The 17,507-nt window shown below is 68.3% G+C and carries 17 protein-coding genes; 15 read left to right on the forward strand and 2 right to left on the reverse strand.

Annotation, left to right across the window (positions count from 1 at the left end):
• The first annotated feature begins 14 nt into the window (after positions 1–14).
• Both AC1RGU_RS03005 and AC1RGU_RS03010 read left to right on the forward strand, forming a co-directional pair.
• Positions 15–998, forward strand: coding sequence for a LysR family transcriptional regulator (locus AC1RGU_RS03005; protein WP_492694636.1), 984 nt, complete (start codon positions 15–17; stop codon positions 996–998).
• Complete coding sequence (locus AC1RGU_RS03010; protein WP_492694638.1) at positions 998–1,477, forward strand: GNAT family N-acetyltransferase; 480 nt, start codon at positions 998–1,000, stop codon at positions 1,475–1,477. The genes AC1RGU_RS03005 and AC1RGU_RS03010 overlap by 1 nt, the downstream gene beginning before the upstream one ends.
• A gap of 12 nt (positions 1,478–1,489) precedes the next feature.
• Here the strand turns inward: AC1RGU_RS03010 and AC1RGU_RS03015 are convergent, their stop codons facing one another.
• Entirely contained in the window at positions 1,490–2,254 is a 765-nt protein-coding gene (locus AC1RGU_RS03015; RefSeq protein WP_062468755.1) for a FadR/GntR family transcriptional regulator, read from the reverse strand.
• A 214-nt stretch (positions 2,255–2,468) separates the two neighbouring features.
• Between AC1RGU_RS03015 and AC1RGU_RS03020 the strand changes: the two genes are divergently transcribed.
• The 9 genes from AC1RGU_RS03020 (at position 2,469) to AC1RGU_RS03060 (ending at position 11,467) form a co-directional block, all read left to right on the forward strand.
• Positions 2,469–3,674, forward strand: coding sequence for an ABC transporter substrate-binding protein (locus tag AC1RGU_RS03020; protein ID WP_492694641.1), 1,206 nt, complete (start codon positions 2,469–2,471; stop codon positions 3,672–3,674).
• Positions 3,675–3,762: 88 nt separating this feature from the next.
• Positions 3,763–4,623, forward strand: a complete 861-nt coding sequence (locus AC1RGU_RS03025) for a branched-chain amino acid ABC transporter permease (RefSeq protein ID WP_095744319.1) — start codon at positions 3,763–3,765, stop codon at positions 4,621–4,623.
• Positions 4,624–4,630: 7 nt separating this feature from the next.
• Complete coding sequence (locus AC1RGU_RS03030) at positions 4,631–5,590, forward strand: branched-chain amino acid ABC transporter permease (protein WP_062468748.1); 960 nt, start codon at positions 4,631–4,633, stop codon at positions 5,588–5,590.
• Complete coding sequence (locus AC1RGU_RS03035; protein WP_139701858.1) at positions 5,587–6,354, forward strand: ABC transporter ATP-binding protein; 768 nt, start codon at positions 5,587–5,589, stop codon at positions 6,352–6,354. The genes AC1RGU_RS03030 and AC1RGU_RS03035 overlap by 4 nt, the downstream gene beginning before the upstream one ends.
• Positions 6,351–7,067 (forward strand): ABC transporter ATP-binding protein, encoded by a 717-nt coding sequence (locus AC1RGU_RS03040; protein WP_492694644.1) that lies wholly within the window; start codon positions 6,351–6,353, stop codon positions 7,065–7,067. Before AC1RGU_RS03035 ends, AC1RGU_RS03040 begins: the two co-directional genes overlap by 4 nt.
• A 27-nt stretch (positions 7,068–7,094) precedes the next feature.
• Positions 7,095–8,375, forward strand: a complete 1,281-nt coding sequence (locus tag AC1RGU_RS03045; protein ID WP_307694424.1) for a Zn-dependent hydrolase — start codon at positions 7,095–7,097, stop codon at positions 8,373–8,375.
• The gene (locus AC1RGU_RS03050; RefSeq protein WP_492694646.1) at positions 8,372–9,508 is read left to right on the forward strand and encodes an ABC transporter substrate-binding protein; all 1,137 of its coding nucleotides are present in this window, start codon (positions 8,372–8,374) and stop codon (positions 9,506–9,508) included. The genes AC1RGU_RS03045 and AC1RGU_RS03050 overlap by 4 nt, the downstream gene beginning before the upstream one ends.
• Positions 9,505–10,998 carry a M81 family metallopeptidase gene (locus tag AC1RGU_RS03055; protein WP_492694648.1) on the forward strand — a complete coding sequence of 498 codons (1,494 nt, stop codon included), beginning with the start codon at positions 9,505–9,507 and terminating at the stop codon, positions 10,996–10,998. Before AC1RGU_RS03050 ends, AC1RGU_RS03055 begins: the two co-directional genes overlap by 4 nt.
• A 91-nt stretch (positions 10,999–11,089) precedes the next feature.
• Positions 11,090–11,467: a nuclear transport factor 2 family protein gene (locus AC1RGU_RS03060; RefSeq protein ID WP_447742316.1), complete on the forward strand. Its 378-nt coding sequence runs from the start codon at positions 11,090–11,092 to the stop codon at positions 11,465–11,467.
• A 13-nt stretch (positions 11,468–11,480) separates the two neighbouring features.
• On the opposite strand, the gene AC1RGU_RS03065 is transcribed toward AC1RGU_RS03060, so the two are convergent.
• Positions 11,481–12,620, reverse strand: coding sequence for a helix-turn-helix domain-containing protein (locus AC1RGU_RS03065; RefSeq protein WP_139701974.1), 1,140 nt, complete (start codon positions 12,618–12,620; stop codon positions 11,481–11,483).
• Between the two features lie 187 nt (positions 12,621–12,807).
• Between AC1RGU_RS03065 and AC1RGU_RS03070 the strand changes: the two genes are divergently transcribed.
• From AC1RGU_RS03070 to AC1RGU_RS03085, 4 genes are all read left to right on the forward strand, one after another.
• On the forward strand, positions 12,808–13,314 hold the full coding sequence (locus AC1RGU_RS03070) for a (2Fe-2S)-binding protein (protein WP_062468730.1): 507 nt from the start codon (positions 12,808–12,810) through the stop codon (positions 13,312–13,314).
• A 10-nt stretch (positions 13,315–13,324) separates the two neighbouring features.
• A complete protein-coding gene (locus AC1RGU_RS03075; protein ID WP_139701853.1) occupies positions 13,325–15,709 on the forward strand; it encodes a xanthine dehydrogenase family protein molybdopterin-binding subunit in 2,385 nt (794 codons plus the stop codon).
• 34 nt (positions 15,710–15,743) lie between these two features.
• Positions 15,744–16,535 (forward strand): FAD binding domain-containing protein, encoded by a 792-nt coding sequence (locus AC1RGU_RS03080; protein WP_492694650.1) that lies wholly within the window; start codon positions 15,744–15,746, stop codon positions 16,533–16,535.
• Between the two features lie 64 nt (positions 16,536–16,599).
• Positions 16,600–17,502: an AAA family ATPase gene (locus AC1RGU_RS03085; RefSeq protein WP_070063989.1), complete on the forward strand. Its 903-nt coding sequence runs from the start codon at positions 16,600–16,602 to the stop codon at positions 17,500–17,502.
• The last annotated feature ends 5 nt before the right edge of the window (positions 17,503–17,507 follow it).

Genomic DNA, 17,507 nt, shown 5'->3' on the forward strand with positions numbered 1-17,507 from the left:
TCACTTGACGATCCATGCAAGTAAAGGCCAAGGCCTCGCCCGCCGACGAAACCGCTGCCCAGGGCACCCGCAACCGCGCCGTGCTGGGGCAGCTCAGCGACATGGACCTGCGCCTGCTCAAGGTGTTCAAGAGCGTGGTCGACTGCGGCGGCATGGCGGCGGCCGAGCTGGAGCTGAACATCGGCACCTCCACCGTGAGCCGCCATGTGAAAGACCTGGAGACGCGCCTGGGCCTCGTGCTGTGCCGGCGCGGCCGGGCGGGCTTTGCGCTCACGGCCGAGGGCCAGCGCGTGTACGACGAGACGCTGCGCCTGCTGGCCTCGGTCGACGCCTTTCGCGGCAGCATCGACGACATCCACAACCGCATGGGCGGGCAGCTCGACGTGGCGCTGTTCGACAAGACCGCGACCAACCCGAAGGCGCGCATCGGCGAGGCCATTGCGCGCTTCACCGAGATCGCGCCCGAGGTGAACCTGGCGGTGCACGTGGGCTCCATCAACGCCATCGAGCAGGGCGTGCTGGAGGGCAACTTCCAGATCGGCATCATCCCGGCGCACCGCAGCTCGAAGAGCCTGGTGTATGCCGACCTGTTCGACGAAACCATGCTGCTGTACTGCGGCCAGGGGCATCCGCTGTTCGACAGCCCGCACGGCAAGCTCACCTGGTCGAAACTGGGCGAGCACCATTTTGCGGGGCTGGGGTATCACTCGCCGAACATGGAACTGAGTCACCGGGCAAGGCTGTCGCGCAAGGCGACGGGGTTCGACCAGGAGGCGATTGCGACGCTGATCCTGTCGGGGCGCTTCCTGGGCTTTCTGCCCGACCACTACGCGCAGGTGTTCGAGCAGCGCGGGCTGATGAAGGCGGTGCTGCCGGCGCGCTTCAACTATGCGTGCCGGTTCGTGAGCCTGCTGCGGCGGTCGCCGAAGCCTTCACGGGCGGTGCTGGCGTTTCAGACGTGCCTGGAGCAGGCGCATGGCGGTGCGAAGCAGATCTGATGGCACTGAAACTACCCCAAATGACCGAAACACCACTGCGTATTCGCCCTGCACTTGCGTCGGAACACCGGGCACTCGAAGACTTGCAGCGGCGCGCATCGCTCGCGAACCCTGGCGATCGCGAGGCGATTCAGTCCGATCCGGACGCCATCGAACTGCCTCTGGCCCAGATCGTCGATGGCCGGGTGTTCGTGGCAGAGATCCATGGCGCGGTGGCGGGATTCGCTGTCGTGCTGCCCAACGATGACGGTAGCGCCGAGCTCGATGGATTGTTCGTCGAGCCCGAGGCATGGCGTCGCGGCATCGGCAAGGCATTGGTCGCGCACTGTGTCGAGCTTTCCCGGCGCCAGGGTGCGTCGGCACTCCACGTCACCGGCAATCCGCACGCCGGGTCGTTCTACCTTCGATGCGGATTCGAGGCGAACGGCACTGTCGCCGTGCGCTTCGGCAGGGCCGAGCGGTTCCGCAAGGTCTTCTAGACCTTTGTGGTGCTATCGCTGTCCGCTGGGCAGCAACAAATGCTTCGCCCCGATGTGCGCTTCCATCTCATGCATGTGGTGCTCCGCATCCACCATGTGCTCCACCATCAACCGCCGCACCTCGTCCGCATCTTCCTTGCGGTAGGCCGCCAGCAGCTGCGTGTGGTAGTCCACATTGGTCTCGCCGAAGTGGTGGTGGTCCAGCGCCTTCTTGTAGACGACGAGGTCGCGCAGCAGGTCGTTGAGAAAGCGGCACATGAAGGACAGCACCGGGTTGGGGCAGGCCTCGGCCAGCATCGTGTGAAAGGCCAGCTCGGCCTCGCGCTGGGTGCGCAATTCGTCCTCGTTGGTCGGCTCGACGGTGCACAGGCGCACGTTGTCTTCGAGCCGCGCGAACTGCTCGGGCGTGAGCCGCCCGACCACGCTCACGGCCAGTTCGGGCTCCAGCGCCTTGCGCAGCTGGTAGATGTGGTGGCCGTCCAGGTGATGAAAGTGCAGGAAGTTGCGCAGCGGCTCCGACGCATGGTCGACCGACACCTGCTGCAGGTACGCGCCGCCGCCTGGGCCGGTGCGGATCGAGATCAGCCCGCGCACCTCGAGCGCCTTCAGCGCCTCGCGCACCGTGCTCTTCGAATAGCCGAAGAGCTCGATCAGTTCCTTCTCGTTCGGTAGCCGGTCGCCGGGCTGCTTGCGCTCGGCAACGATCCATCGCTTGACGTCTTCGACGATGACGTCCGAGAGCTTCTGCCGCTTCGGAGGGTTGTGCCCCACTCTCATCAAAACGCTCCATCCATGCACATCGGGAGATGCGCGGGATGCGCAACAGCGCGCGATCTTAACGGCGTCATCGGCAGGGTCGGGTTGGGTTTGGGCACGGGGCTTGCTAACGGGTTTTTACCAACATATTAATCCTATTTATCCGCTTAAATTGCCGGCGATCGCAGGCACTGTGTTTTCTTCCCCACTTCCCACACCACGACCGGAGAACCCCATGCAACGCAGACAACTCCTTCAGCTGGCCGCCCTGTCGGCCGCCCCGGCTTCGCTCCTGATGAGCCGCTCGGTCTTCGCCCAGGCCACCGACGCGATCCGATTCGGTGCGCCGGTGCCCATGTCGGGTGCCTTCGCGGCCAACGGCAAGTTCGCCGACCTGGGCACCAAGCTGGCGATCGAGCAGTACGGCAAGGTGCTGAACCGGCCGCTGGCCTACACGGTGCTCGACACCGAGGGCAAGCCGGCCACGGCCGTGCGCAAGGTGCAGGAGGCCTCGCAGCAGCAGGGCGCCAAGTTCTTCGTCGGCGGCATCCTGTCGTCCGAGGCGCTGGCCATGGGCAAGGAGGCCGAGAAGGCCGGCGGCCTGTTCATCACCACCGCGGGCGCCGACGAGATCACCGGCAAGGACTGCAACCCCGCCACCTTCCGCTGGTCGGTGCCCACCTTCGGTGCGATCGAGCAGACGGTGCGCCCGCTGATCGCGTCCATGCCCAAGGCCAAGCGCTGGTACACGATCACGCCGCAGTATGTGTTCGGCGACGGCCTCTTGAGCGCGGCCAAGACCATCTTCCAGGAGAAGGGCATCGAGCACGTGGGCAACAGCTACCACTCGCTCAACGACAAGGAGTTCAGCGGCTACCTCACCAACGCCATGGCCGCCAAGCCCGACGTGCTGCTGCTGCTGAACTTCGGCGCGCAGTCGTCGGCCGCGCTGCGCCAGGCGGTGAGCTTCGGCATGCACAAGAACATGACGATCCTCATGGCCTGGGCCTCGGGCCTGGAGCAGTTCGACGAGCTGGGCGCCGACCTGTGCGACGGCGTCTACTTCGGTGCGCAGTACTGGCACACGGTCGACACGCCGCTCAACAAGGACCTGGTGAAGCGCACCGCCGACAAGCTCAAGATCGTGCCCAACTACAGCCTGGCCGGCTCGTACATCTGCACCAAGATCCTCATCGACGGCATCGTGAAGGCCGGCACGGTCGATCCGAAGGCGGTGGTCGCGGCGCTCGAAGGCATGAAGTTCGACGGCCTCACGGGCGTGGAAGAAATCCGCAAGGCCGACCACCAGGTCATCAAGGACTACTACCTGCTCAAGGGCAAGGCGAAGTCGAAGATGGTGAATCCGGCCGACTACGTGGACGTGGTGAGCTCGGGCAAGTCCTTCCTGCCCGTCGACAAGACCGGCTGCAAGCTGGCCTGACGCCGCCCGGCTTCGCGCCGCGCCCGCGCCGTTTTTGGGCGCGGGCAGGGCGCGTGCCGCCTGCACGTTTGCCACCCCCACGACACCTATGTCCGTCTACCTGCTCCAGACCATCAACGGAATCGGCATCGGCATGCTGTATTTCCTGCTGGCCGTTGGCTTGTCCATCGTGTTCGGCCTGCTGCGCTTCGTGAACTTCGCGCACGGCGCTTTCTACCTGCTGGGCGCCTACCTGTGCTTCCAGGCCATGCAATGGGGGCTCAACTTCTGGGCCGCGCTCGTGCTGGTGCCGCTGTTCGTCGGCGCGCTCGGCTGGCTGGCCGAGAAGCTGCTGCTGCGCCGCGTGTATGCCAAGGCGCACGAGTTCCACATCCTCGTGACCGTGGGCCTGGCGCTCGCGGTGCAGGAGATCGTCATCGTGTTCTGGGGCCCGCTGGGCAACAGCGTGCCCACGCCCGACCTGCTGCAGGGCGTGGTGATGTGGGGCAGCTTCATCTACCCGAAGTACCGCCTCTTCGTGATCGGCTTCACCGCCGTGCTCGCGGTGGGGTTGTGGTGGGTGCTCGAAGGCACGCGCCTGGGCAGCGCGGTGCGCGCGGGCAGCGAATCGACCGAGATGGTCTCGCTGCTGGGCATCAACGTGTTCCGCGTGTTCAGCCTGGTGTTCGCGCTCGGCGCGGCCACGGCGGCGCTGGCGGGCGTGCTGGCCGCGCCGATCCGCGGGGCCGAGCCCTTCATGGGCGTCGAGGCGCTGGGCGTGGCCTTCGTGGTCGTGGTGATCGGCGGGCTCGGCAGCTTCAGCGGGGCGCTGGTCGGCGGCGTGCTGATCGGCATCGTGCAAAGCCTCATGAGCACCATCTGGCCGCCGGGGGCGAGCCTGATGATCTACATCGCGATGGGCGCCGTGCTGCTGCTGCGCCCGCATGGCCTGCTCGGCCGCAGAGGATGAACGCGCCATGCCAAAGAAATACACCTTCCTGCTGGCGCTGATCGTCGCGCTCGCGCTGCCGCTGTTCATGCGCTCGGGCTCGCTCGCGAGCGAAGTGCTCATCTACGCGCTCGCCGCGCTGGGCTGCAACCTGCTGCTGGGCTACACGGGGCTGCTCTCGTTCGGCCAGGGCATCTTCTTCGGGCTGGGCAGCTACACCATCGCGATCCTGCTCACGCGGCTGCAACTGCCGATGCCGCTCGCCTTGCTCGCCGCCATCGGCATGGGCGCACTGGGCGCGGCGGTGGTCGGCTGGGTCGCCATTCGCCAGCGCGGCACCTACTTCGTGATGCTCACGCTGGCCTTTGCGCAGATGTTCTATTTCATCGCCTACACGGCCTCGGGGCTCACGGGCGGCGACAACGGCCTGCTCGACGTGCCGCGCCCGGCCTTCATGGATACGCCGTGGAAGTACTACGCCTTCGTGGCGGTGATCTTCCTGGCCGCGTTCGCGCTGCTGCTCAAGGTGACCGACTCGGTCTTCGGCCGCACGCTGCTCGCCATCCGCGACAACGAGGACCGCGCCGCTGCCGTGGGCTACGACCTGAAGCGCTTCAAGCTGCTGGCCTTCGTGATCTCGGGCGCCGTCACCGGCCTGGCCGGCGGCCTGCACGCCATGATGACCGGCATCGCGCCGCTGTCCAACGCCGAGTACCACACGAGCGAAATGATCCTGGTCATCACCGTGATCGGCGGCACCGGCAACCTCTTCGCCTCGGTGCTGGGCTCGGCCTTCTACGTGCTGCTGGCCGACTGGCTCTCCACGCTGTGGCCGCGCTGGCTGCTGCTGCTGGGCCTGCTGCTGATCGGCGTGAGCATCGGCATGCAACGCGGCCTCTGGGGCCTGGGCGAAAGCGCCTGGCGCCGGGTGTTCCGCAAGACGGCGGCCGAGGCCAAGGCGCCGGCCGTGCAAGGAGAACAAGCATGAGCGACATCCTCATCGAAGCCATCGGCGTCACCAAGCACTACGGCAAGTTCGCCGCGCTCGGCGGCGTCGACCTGAAGATCAGGCGCAACACCGTGCACTCGGTGATCGGGCCCAACGGCGCGGGCAAGACCACGCTGTTCCACATGCTCACGGGCACCGGAACGACCACCGGCGGGCGCATCCTGTTCGACGGCCACGACGTGACGCGCGAGCCCGACCATCAACGCGTGCAGCGCGGCATGGCGCGCTCGTTCCAGGTCACGAGCCTGTTCCCCAGCCTGTCGGTGCGCGAGAACCTGCGCGTGGCGGCGCAGGGCGTTGCGCCGCGCCAGGCCATGAACTGCTGGCGCGCGCCCATCGGCGAGCGCGCCTGCGCCGACACGGTGGCCGAGGTGCTCGCGCGCGTCGGCCTCGAACGGCTGGCCGACACGCCCGCCAGCGTGCTCTCGCACGGCCAGCAGCGCCGCCTCGAAGTGGGCATGGCGCTGGCCGCGAAGCCCAAGGCCATCTTCCTGGACGAGCCGACCTCGGGCATGGGCATCGACGACCTCGACGACATGAAGCATCTCATCCGTGGCCTGCGCGACGCGCACACCGTGGTGCTGATCGAGCACAACATGAACATCGTGATGGACATCTCCGACACCGTGACCGTCATGCAGCTGGGCCGCGTGCTGGCCGAGGGGCTGCCGGGCGACATCCGGTCCGATGCGCGCGTGCGCACGGCCTACCTGGGCAACATGATCACCGGAGGCAAGGCATGAGCGCCGCGAAGAGCATCCTCGAAGTCGAAGGCCTGCACGCGCACTACGGCAAGAGCCATGTGCTGCAGGGCGTGTCGCTCACGGTGGGCGAGGCCGAACTGGTCACGCTGCTGGGCCGCAACGGCGCGGGCAAGTCGACCACGCTCAAGAGCATTGCCGGCGCCGTCACGCCCACGAAAGGGCGCGTGCGCTTCCAGGGCGCGGACATCGCGGGCCAGCCGCCGCACCGCATCGCCACGCGCGGCGTGTGCCTCGTGCCCGAGCACCGCGGCATCTTCAAGCTGCTCACGGTGGAAGAGAACCTGCTGCTCGGCCTGCGGCGCGATTCGCCCTGGCAGCTGGCCGACATCTACCGCATCTTTCCGCGCCTGAAGGAGCGCCGGCGCAACGGCGGCGGGCAGCTGTCGGGCGGCGAGCAGCAGATGCTGGCCATCGGCCGCGCGCTCATGAACCACCCGCGCCTGCTGATCCTCGACGAGCCCGTGGAAGGCCTGGCGCCGGTGATCGTGGAAGAGATCGTCGCGCAGCTCAAGACCATCAAGGCCGCGGGCGTGGCCATCCTGCTGGTCGAGCAGAACCTCGAGGTCTGCGTGCAGTTGGCCGACCGCCACTACATCGTGGAGCAGGGCGTGATCGTGCACGAGGCCGGCAATGCCGCCTTCATGGCCGACCACGACGTGAAAGACAGATACCTCGGCGTCGGGCTCGCCTGACCCCGCCATCCATTCGTCGCAAAAACCATGAACACAACGAACGAACTTTCCGCCGCCACGGACGTGCGCGCCCTGCGCGTGAACGGCCAGCGCCTCTGGGACTCGCTGATGCAGCTCGCGCAGCTCGGCGCCACCGAGAAGGGCGGCGTGTGCCGCATCGCGCTCACCGACCTCGATCGCCAGGGCCGCGACCTCTTCACGCGCTGGGCGCGCGAGGCCGGCTGCGAGGTGCGCGTGGACGCCATCGGCAACATCTTCGCGCGCCGCGCGGGCCGCAACAACGCGCTGCCACCCGTCACGACCGGCAGCCACATCGACACGCAGCCCACGGGCGGCAAGTTCGACGGCAACTACGGCGTGCTCGCGGGGCTCGAGGTGGTGCGCGCGCTGAACGAGGCGGGCATCGAAACAGAAGCACCGCTCGAAGTGGCGGTGTGGACCAACGAGGAAGGCTCGCGCTTCGTGCCCGTGATGATGGGCTCGGGCGTGTTCGCCGGCGCCTTCACGCTGGAGCACGCGCTCGCGCAGCGCGACACCGAAGGCGTGAGCGTGGCCGATGCGCTCTCGGCCATCGGCTATGCCGGCGCCGTGCCCGCCTCGGCGGCGGCGTCGCCGGTCGGCGCCTACTTCGAGGCGCACATCGAACAGGGCCCGGTGCTCGAAGCCAACGAGCGCGTCATCGGCGTGGTCGAGGGCGCGCTGGGCCAGCGCTGGTACGACGTGGTGGTGCAAGGCATGGAAGCCCATGCCGGCCCCACGCCGATGGAACTGCGAAAAGACGCGCTGCTGGCCGCCGCCGAACTCGTGGTCGAGGTGAACCGCATCGCGCTGGCCCATGCGCCGCACGGGCGCGGCACGGTCGGCTGGATCGACAACTACCCGAACTCGCGCAACGTGATCCCGGGCCGCGTGAAGCTCAGCGTCGACCTGCGCGCGGCCGACGACGTGGTGCTGTCGGCCATGGACGCGGCACTGAAAGAAGCCGTGCAGCGCATCGCCACCAAAGGCAAGGTCGAGGCGACGGCCGAGCAGGTCGTGTACTTCCCGCCGCAGCCGTTCACGCCCGCGCTGGTGTCGGCTGTGCGCGAGGCCGCGCAGGACCAGGGCATGACGTGGATGAACGTGATCAGCGGCGCCGGCCACGACGCGGTGTACCTCGCGCGCGTGTGCCCCGCGGCGATGATCTTCGTGCCCTGCCTGGACGGCATCAGCCACAACGAGATCGAGGACGCGCAGCCCGACCACCTCGAGGCCGGCTGCAACGTGCTGCTGCAGGCGATGCTGCAGAGCGCGGGAGTGGCCGCATGAAAGCGGCGCTTCGCCGCATCGGCCTTCACTGCGTCCTGGCGATGGGCATGGTCGCGGCGTCGACGGCGGCCCTGGCGGCTGGAGAGCCGATCCTGGTCGGCCAGTCCGCGGTGCTCACCGGCCCGTTCACGCCGAACAGCCTCGCGTTCATGGAAGGCCAGACGCTGTTCCTCGACCAGTTGAACAAGGCGGGCGGCGTCGGTGGCCGGCCCGTCAAGATGATCACCTACGACGACGCCTACATCCCCGAGAAGGCCGCGGCCAATGCCGAGAAGCTGCTCGGCACGGACCGCGTCGTCTGCTTGTTCGGAACCATGGGCACGGGCATCGGCGCGGCCATGGTGCCGGTGGCGGCGAAGTACGACAGCTTCATCTTCGGCGGGCTGACCGGCGCGGCGGTGCTGCGCGGGCCGAAGGTGCCGATCTTCCACGTGCGGGAGTCGTATGCCGACGAGGTCTCGCGTGTGATGAACCACCTGACGACCGTGGGCCTGACGCGCATCGCCATCGTCTCCAGCGACGACGCCTACGGCAAGGGGATCGAGAAGGATGCGTTGGCCGCGCTTGAGAAAAGCAAGCAGCCTGCGCTGCTGTCGCTGCGCTTCGATCCGAAGGAAAAGGACCATCCCGCCATCGCGCAGCAGGTCATCGCGAGCGGGGCGCAGGCGGTGTACGTCATCGCGGCCGGCACGCCGGCGATCAACATCATCCGCTCGCTGGTGGCTGCGCCCATCCATCCGCAGATCTACACGAACTCGGTGGCGAGCTCGTTCCTTCTGTACAAGGAGCTCGGCGACAAGAGCCGCGGCATCGTGCTGTCGCAGGTGGTGCCGCCGTTCTGGAAGACACGCTTTCCCATCGTCGACGAATACCAGCGTGCGAGGAAGGCTGCGGGAAGCGAAGGCGAAGGCTCCTACCTGGGGCTGGAGGGCTACATCACGGCCAAGGCCTTTGCGGAATCGCTGCAGCGCGTGAAGGGGCCGATCACCACCGAATCGCTGCGCCGCAGCATCGAGAACTCGCCGCCCATGAACCTGAATGGCTTCACGGTCGCGTTCCGTCCCGACAACCGCAACGGCTCCAGCTTTGGCGACATCACCATGCTGGGCAGCGCCGGAAAGTTTGCCCAATGAAAGTCCTGATCGCCCGTCTCAACCACGAGACCAACACCTTCTCGCCCGTGCCCACGCCGCTCGCGGCCTTCGGGCCCGACGGTCCGACCTTCGGTGCGCAGGCCTACACCGACAACAAGGGCATGCGCACCGCGATGTCGGCCTTCATCGACCTGGCCGAGGCGGCGGGCGCGCAGCTCGTCACGCCGGTGTCGGCTTCGGCCAACCCGAGCGGGCCGGTCGATGCGCAGGCCTACACCACGCTCACGCAATGCATCGTCGATGCGGCGCCGGGCTGCGACGCGATCCTGCTCGACTTGCACGGCGCGATGGTGGCGCAGAACAGCACCGACGGCGAAGGCGACCTGCTGGTGCGCCTGCGCGCCGCGGCGCCCGGCGTGCCGATCGGCGTGGCACTGGACCTGCATGCCAACGTGACGCCCGAGATGGTGGAGAACGCCGACGTGATCGTCGGCTTCAAGACCTACCCGCACGTCGACATGTACGAGACCGGTGAACACGCCGGCCGCCTGCTGTTCGACCTGCTGGCCGGGCGCAGCCAGCCGCACATGCGCTGGCGCCAGCTGCCGCTCATGGCGCACACGCTGCGCAGCGCTTCGTTCACCGGTGCGATGCAGCGGGCCATCGAGGCGGCGCGCGCGGCGGAGGAATCCGAGTCGCTGGCGGTGTCGATCCTGGCGGGCTTCTCGCTGTCGGACATCACGGCGCCGTGCATGAGCGTGATCGTGGTCGATGCCCAATCGCCCGCACGCGCGCAGGCCACGGCCGACCGCATCGCGGCGCAGATGTGGGCCGAGCGCGAAGCCTTCATCTATCGCAGCGAGCCGCTGGCCGCATCGGTCGCGCGCGCGAAACTCATCGCCGGTGGTGCGACTCGACCGGTGCTGCTGCTCGACCACGGCGACAACTGCATGTCGGGCGGCAGCTGCGACACCATGGACGTGCTGCAGGAAGCGCTGGCGCAGGGCCTGGACGGCATCGGCGTCGGGCCGCTGTGCGACCCCGAGGCGGTGGCCGCGCTGGTCGCGGCGGGCGAGGGCGCCGAAGTGACGGTGGCGCTGGGCAACAAGGTGTCGCTGGAAGGCATCGGCCTCGCGAAGACGCCGGTGCGGCTGACCGGCATGGTGCGAACCATCAGCGACGGCGAGTACGTGATCACCGGCCCCACCTACACCGGCCAGCGCAGCAGCATGGGGCGCACCGTGCTGTTCGACATCGGCGCGGCGCGCATCGTCGTCACCGAGCGCACGCAGGAGCCGTGGGACATCGGCGTGTTCGAGTGCGCCGGGCTCGACCCGCGCACCGAGCGCTTCCTGCTGCTGAAGTCGCGCATGTACTGCCGGCCGGTGTTCGAGCCGCTGTCGGCGGCGCTGGTGGAGTGCGACAGCCCGGGCGTGACGAGCTCGGACTACAGCCTGTTCCCGTTCAGCCAGGTGCGCCGGCCGGTGTTTCCGCTCGACGCGAACGCGGCGATGGACGCGCCCGCATAACCTGCCACGTCATCGACGCGCGGCGCGTGCCCCGCGACCATTCCTTCACCCCGCGCTGTTGCGGGTCGAACCCTCGAAAGGAACAGTCGCCATGAACACCGCCGCCCACGACGCCCATGCCATCGCCACGGGCTACATCGCCGTCTGGAACGAGACCGACGCCGCGCGCCGCGCCGCGCTCATCGACGCCGGCTGGACCGCCGACGCCCGCTATGTCGACCCGATGGCGCAGGCCAGCGGCCGCGAGCAGATCAGCGCGCTGGTCGGCGCGGTGCACCAGCGCTACCCGGGCTTTCGCTTCCACCTGCTGGGCAAGGCCGAGGCGCACGGCGACAACCTGCGCTTCTCGTGGACCCTGGGCCCGAGCGGCGCCGACGACCTGATCCAGGGCACCGACTTCGCCCAGCTCGACGCAGGCAAGCTGCGCGCGGTGACGGGTTTTCTCGACCGCGTGCCCGCGGGCGCGTGATGAAGCAGGCGGGTCAGTCGCCCGCCGGCCGGCCGCGCCAGAGTTTGCGGTAGACCGTGGCGCGGCTGATGCCCAGCGTGCGCGCCGCCTCGGCCACATTGCCGCGTGCGTCGCTCACCGCCTTGCGGATCAGCGCGGTTTCCACGTCGCGCAGGCGGGGGCGGCCATCGGTGGCGTCGCCCGGCACGCCGCCATGCTCGCTGCCGCCGCGCTGGGCCCGCACCTGCACCCGCAGGCCCGACCACAGCGGCACCTCGAGCATGGCGTCGCCGCGCCGGGCGGCGTCGAACATCATGTGCAGTGGCAGCGCGAACAGGTCGTTGAAATGCAGGCCGCCGGCATGGCAGACCAGCGGCTGGTGCAGCATCTGCCGCGCCGCCGCGTTGGCGCCGGTGACATGGCCCGCGGCGTCGATGCACAGCAGGCCCTCGGTGGTCTCGCTGCTCGGGCAGCCGGGCCAGAGCAGGCGCAGCAGCAGCTCGCAGGGCTCGCGCTGCACCAGCAGGTTCTCGATGCTGCGCGCCGACAGCGTGGCCAGGTGGCGCAGCTCGGGCCGCTCGACCACCTGCACGCCCGTGAGGTCGAGCATGCCGATGCAGTCGCCCCGGGGCCCGAAGAGCGGGGCGCCGGCGCAGCTGTACACACTGGTGTCGTCAAAGAAGTGCTCACCCCGGTGCAGCCACACCGATTCCTGCTCGGCCAGCGCCGTGCCGATGGCGCTGGTGCCGATGGCGCTTTCGGACAGGTCGACGCCGATGCGCCCGATGTCGCGTGCATAGCGGGCGGCGGGGTCGGTGCCGTCGGGCAAGGTACCCACGTCGACCACGATGCCGCGGGCGTCGGTCAGGATGGCGAAATAGCGGGTGTCGGCGATGGCGCGCGAGAGCCGTTCGATCACCGGACGCGCCGCCGTGACCAGGGCCCGGTTGCATTCCGTGACCTCGCGGCTGGCGGTGCGGCTCACGGGCTCGAAGCTCACGCGCTGCTGGGGCCGGCGGCCGGCCTCCAGGCAGCGCTGCCAGGAGCGGGTGATGCCCGGGTCGACCCGCACGCTGCCGCGCGGGCGGGGGCCGTCGCCGTCGATCAGCTCGCGGCGCGCCTGCGCAATGGCCAGCGAGCGCTCAGCAGGAGGGGGGACGGCGGAAGCGGACATCATCGTGAAAGTTCTTCTTCGCGCGGGGAGGGCTGCTTTTGCGGGCCGGCCGGTTGGCAAGCTGTTTCATTTTGAGAATTTCCCGCGCTCTGTGCAAGTGTCAAGGGTTTTTGCCTAGGATAGTGCGAAAGGGCGGCATCCAAGATGCCTCGCTGAACCAGCCATCACCTTTCACGGAGACAGCCACATGCAGGTCGCTTTCAAGGTCAACGGCCGGCCGGTCACGGTCGACGCCCCACCCAACACCTTCCTTGTGCACGCGATCCGCGAGCACCTCCACCTCACCGGCACCCACGTCGGCTGCGACACCGCCCAGTGCGGCGCCTGCACGGTCCACCTGAACGGCCGCGCGGTCAAGTCGTGCAACATCCTGGTCGCGCAGGCGGCCGGCGCCGACGTCACCACCATCGAGGGCGTGGCCGCCGCCGACGGCACCATGCACCCCATGCAGGCGGCCTTCAAGGAATGCCACGGCCTGCAGTGCGGTTTCTGCACCCCGGGCATGGTCATGAGCGCCATCGACCTGTGCACCCACCACCCCAAATCGAGCGAATCGGAAATCCGCGAGCTGCTCGAGGGCAACCTGTGCCGGTGCACGGGCTACCAGAACATCGTCAAGGCCGTGAAGATGGGCGGCGAGGCCATGGCATCGGGCAATCCGGTGCCGACCCAGCAAACCACGGTCACGGCCTGAGGAGAGCGACATGGGCGCTTCCGACTTCTCCAACCTGCCGCACATCGGCGAGGCATTGCGGCGCAAGGAAGACTATCGCTTCCTGACCGGCGCGGGCAACTACACCGACGACATCACGCTGGCCAACCAGAGCCACGCCGTTTTCGTGCGTTCGCCGCACGCGCATGCCGTCATCAAGTCCATCGACATCGCCGAAGCCTCGAAGATGCCCGGCGTGGTCGGCATCTTCAGCGGCAAGGACATCGAAGGCAAGATGGGCGGACTGCCCTGCGGCTGGCTCATCAACAACCCCGACGGCACCCCGATGAAGGAGCCGATGCACCCGATCCTGGCGATCAACAAGGTGCGCTACGTGGGCGACCACGTCGCCATGGTGGTGGCCGAGACGGTCGAGCAGGCCAAGAACGCGGCCGAGGCCGTGGTGGTCGACTACGACGTGCTGCCGGCCCTGGTGAGCGTGGCCGACGCCGCCAGGAAGGCCAGCGGCGTCACCCTGCACGACGAGGCGCCCGACAACCAGTGCTACAAGTGGGCGCTGGGCGACAAGGCGGCGGTCGATGCGGTGTTTGCCACCGCCGCGCACGTCACCAAGCTCGACCTGGTCAACAACCGGCTCGTGCCCAACCCGATCGAGCCGCGCGTGGCCATCGGCAGCTACGCCCGCGGCACCGACGACTACACGCTCTACGTGTCGAACCAGAACCCGCACGTCGAGCGGCTGCTGATGACGGCCTTCGTGCTGGGCCTGCCCGAGCACAAGGTGCGCGTGATTGCGCCCGACGTGGGCGGCGGCTTCGGCTCCAAGATCTTCCTTTACGCCGAAGACGTGTGCCTGACCTGGGCCGCCAAGCAGCTCAATCGCAACATCAAGTGGACGGCGGAACGCTCGGAGTGCTTCCTGTCCGACGCGCACGGCCGCGACCATGTGAGCCACGCCGAAATGGCGATGGACAAGGACGGCAAGTTCCTGGCCATGCGCGTGCACACCGACGCCAACCTGGGCGCCTACCTGTCGACCTTCTCGACCGCGGTGCCGACCATCCTGTACGCCACGCTGCTGGCGGGCCAGTACACGACGCCGCAGATCTACGTCGAGGTCGACGCCTGGTTCACCAACACCTCGCCGGTCGATGCGTACCGCGGGGCCGGGCGGCCCGAAGCCACCTACCTGCTGGAACGCCTCGTGTCGCGCTGCGCCTGGGAAATGAACCTGGGCCAGGACGAGATCCGCAAGCGCAACTTCATCACCAGCTTCCCGTACCAGACGCCCGTGGCGCTGCAGTACGACACCGGCGACTTCCATGCCTGCATGGACAAGGCGCGGGTGCTGGCCGAGGTCGACGGTTATGCCGCGCGCAAGGCGGCCACCGAAGCCAAGGGCAAGCTGCGCGGCATGGGTTATTCGAGCTACATCGAGGCCTGCGGCATCGCGCCGTCGAACATCGCGGGGGCACTCGGTGCGCGCGCGGGCCTGTTCGAGTGCGGCGAGATCCGCGTGCACCCGACCGGCAGCGTGACGGTGTTCACCGGCTCGCACAGCCACGGCCAGGGCCATGAAACCACCTTCGCGCAGGTCGTGGCCGCGCGCCTGGGCATTCCGGTCGAGAACGTCGACGTGGTGCACGGCGACACCGGCCGCGTGCCCTTCGGCATGGGCACCTACGGCTCGCGCTCCATTTCGGTGGGCGGCGCGGCCATCATGAAGGCGCTCGACAAGATCGAGACCAAGGCCAAGAAGATCGCCGCGCACCTCATGGAGGCGAGCGACGCCGACATCGAGTTCGCCAACGGCGAGTTCACGGTCAAGGGCACCGACAAGAAGATCCCGTTCGGCCAGGTGGCGCTCACGGCCTACGTGCCGCACAACTACCCGCTCGACAAGCTCGAGCCGGGCCTGAACGAAACCGCCTTCTACGACCCGACCAACTTCACCTTCCCGGGCGGCACCTACATCTGCGAGGTCGAGATCGACAAAGAGACCGGCGAAGTGAAGGTCGACCGCTTCACCGCGGTGGACGACTTCGGCACCATCATCAACCCGATGATCGTCGAGGGCCAGGTGCACGGCGGGCTGGTGCAGGGCATCGGCCAGGCGCTGCTCGAGAACTGCGTCTACGACAACGAAACCGGCCAGCTGCTCACCGGTAGCTTCATGGACTACGCCATGCCGCGCGCCGGCGACTTCCCGCAGTTCAAGCTCGACACCGTCTGCACCCCCTGCACCCACAACCCGCTGGGCACCAAGGGCTGCGGCGAGGCGGGCGCCATCGGGTCGCCGCCGGCGGTCATCAACGCCGTGCTCGACGCGCTGGCGCCGCTGGGCGTCAAGGATTTCGACATGCCCGCTTCGTCCAGCCGCGTCTGGGAAGCGATGCAGGCCGCCGCCAAGCCCTGAACGACACAAGAAATAACAGAGAAGGAATCACCCCATGTATGCCTTCACACTCGAACGGCCCGCCAGCGTGGCGGACGCGGCCCGGCTCATCGCCGCGGGCGGCAAGCCACTGGCCGGCGGACAGACCCTGCTGGCCTCGATGAAGCTGCGGCTGTCGGCACCCGAGCAGCTCGTCGACCTCGGCGGCATCAAGGAACTCACCGGCATCAAGAAGGACGGCGGCGCGATCACCATCGGCGCCATGTCGCGCCACCTCGACGTGGCGAACAACGCCGACGTGAAGGCCGCGTACCCCGCGCTGGCCGATCTCGCGTCGCGCATCGGCGACCGGCAGGTGCGCGCGATGGGCACGGTCGGCGGCTCGGTGGCCAACAACGACCCGGCGGCGTGCTACCCGAGCGCGGTGCTGGCCTCGGGCGCGACCATCGTCACCTCGAAGCGCGAAATTGCGGCCGACGACTTCTTCCAGGGCCTGTTCACCACGGCACTCGAAGAAGACGAGCTGATCGTCGCCATCCGCTTCCCGATTCCGAAGCGTGCGGTGTACGAGAAGCTGCGCCAGAAGGCCTCGAACTTCCCGCTGGTCGGCATCTTCCTGGCGCAGTACGACAGCGGCGTGCGCGTGGCCGTCACCGGCGCGGGCAACGGCGTGTTCCGCCATGCCGGGCTCGAGGATGCGCTCAACAAGAGCTTCACCGCCGCGGCAGCTGCCGCCGTGAAGATCGACGCGAGCGACCTCAACAGCGACCTGCATGCCTCGGCCGCCTACCGCGCGAACCTGATCAGCGTGCTGACCCAGCGCGCCGTGACCAAAGCACTCGGCTGAAGCAGCCCTGCGCCGCCGCCCACCGGAAGGCGCGACACCCTCGCGTCTTCCGCTACGCTTGCCCATGATCTTCCCGACCATCGACGCCCTTTCCGACGGCTTGCGGCAGGCCGGCTACTTTGCCGACCGCCGCCTGGCCACTGCGGTGTTCCTCGCGCTCAAGCTGCAGCGCCCGCTGCTGCTCGAAGGCGAGCCCGGCGTCGGCAAGACCGAGCTGGCCAAGGCGCTGTCGACGGCCCTGAACCGCGAGCTGCTGCGCCTGCAGTGCTACGACGGCATGGAGCAGCGCGAGGCGCTCTATGAATGGAACTACGCCGCGCAGCTGCTGCACATGCGCGCGGCCGAAGCCACCGGGGCGGCACGCGACGTGGAGGCCGAGGTCTACCAGCCGCACTACCTGATCCGCCGCCCGCTGCTGCAGGCACTGCAGACGCCGGCGCCCGGCTCGGTGCTGCTGATCGACGAGGTCGACCGCGCCGACGAGCCCTTCGAAGCCTTCCTGCTCGAGTACCTGGGCGAGTACCAGGTCAGCATTCCCGAGCTGGGCACCGTGCGCGCCGTGGTGCCGCCCGTCACCTTGCTCACCAGCAACCGCACGCGCGAGCTCAACGACGCCGTGAAACGGCGCTGCCTCTACCACTGGCTCGACTACCCCGAGCGCGAGCGCGAACTCGCCATCGTGCGTGCGCAGGTGCCGCAGGCCGGCGAGGTGCTGTCGGCGCAGGTGGCGGCCTTCGTCGCGCGGCTGCGCTCGGCGCCGTTCGTCAACGCCTTCCAGCGCGCGCCCGGCATCGCCGAAAGCGTGGAGTGGGCGCGGGCGCTCATCGCGCTCGACACCGTCGAACTCGACCCCGAGGTGGTCGTCGACACCGCCGGCATCCTGTTCAAGCAGCGCGACGACGTGGCGGCGCTGACGCACGAGCTGGCCTCCGACCTGCTGAGGCCCGAGGAACCGCTCGCGAGCTGAGCGAG

It is taken from the genome of Variovorax sp. GW823-FHT02B07 (genome assembly GCF_058797695.1).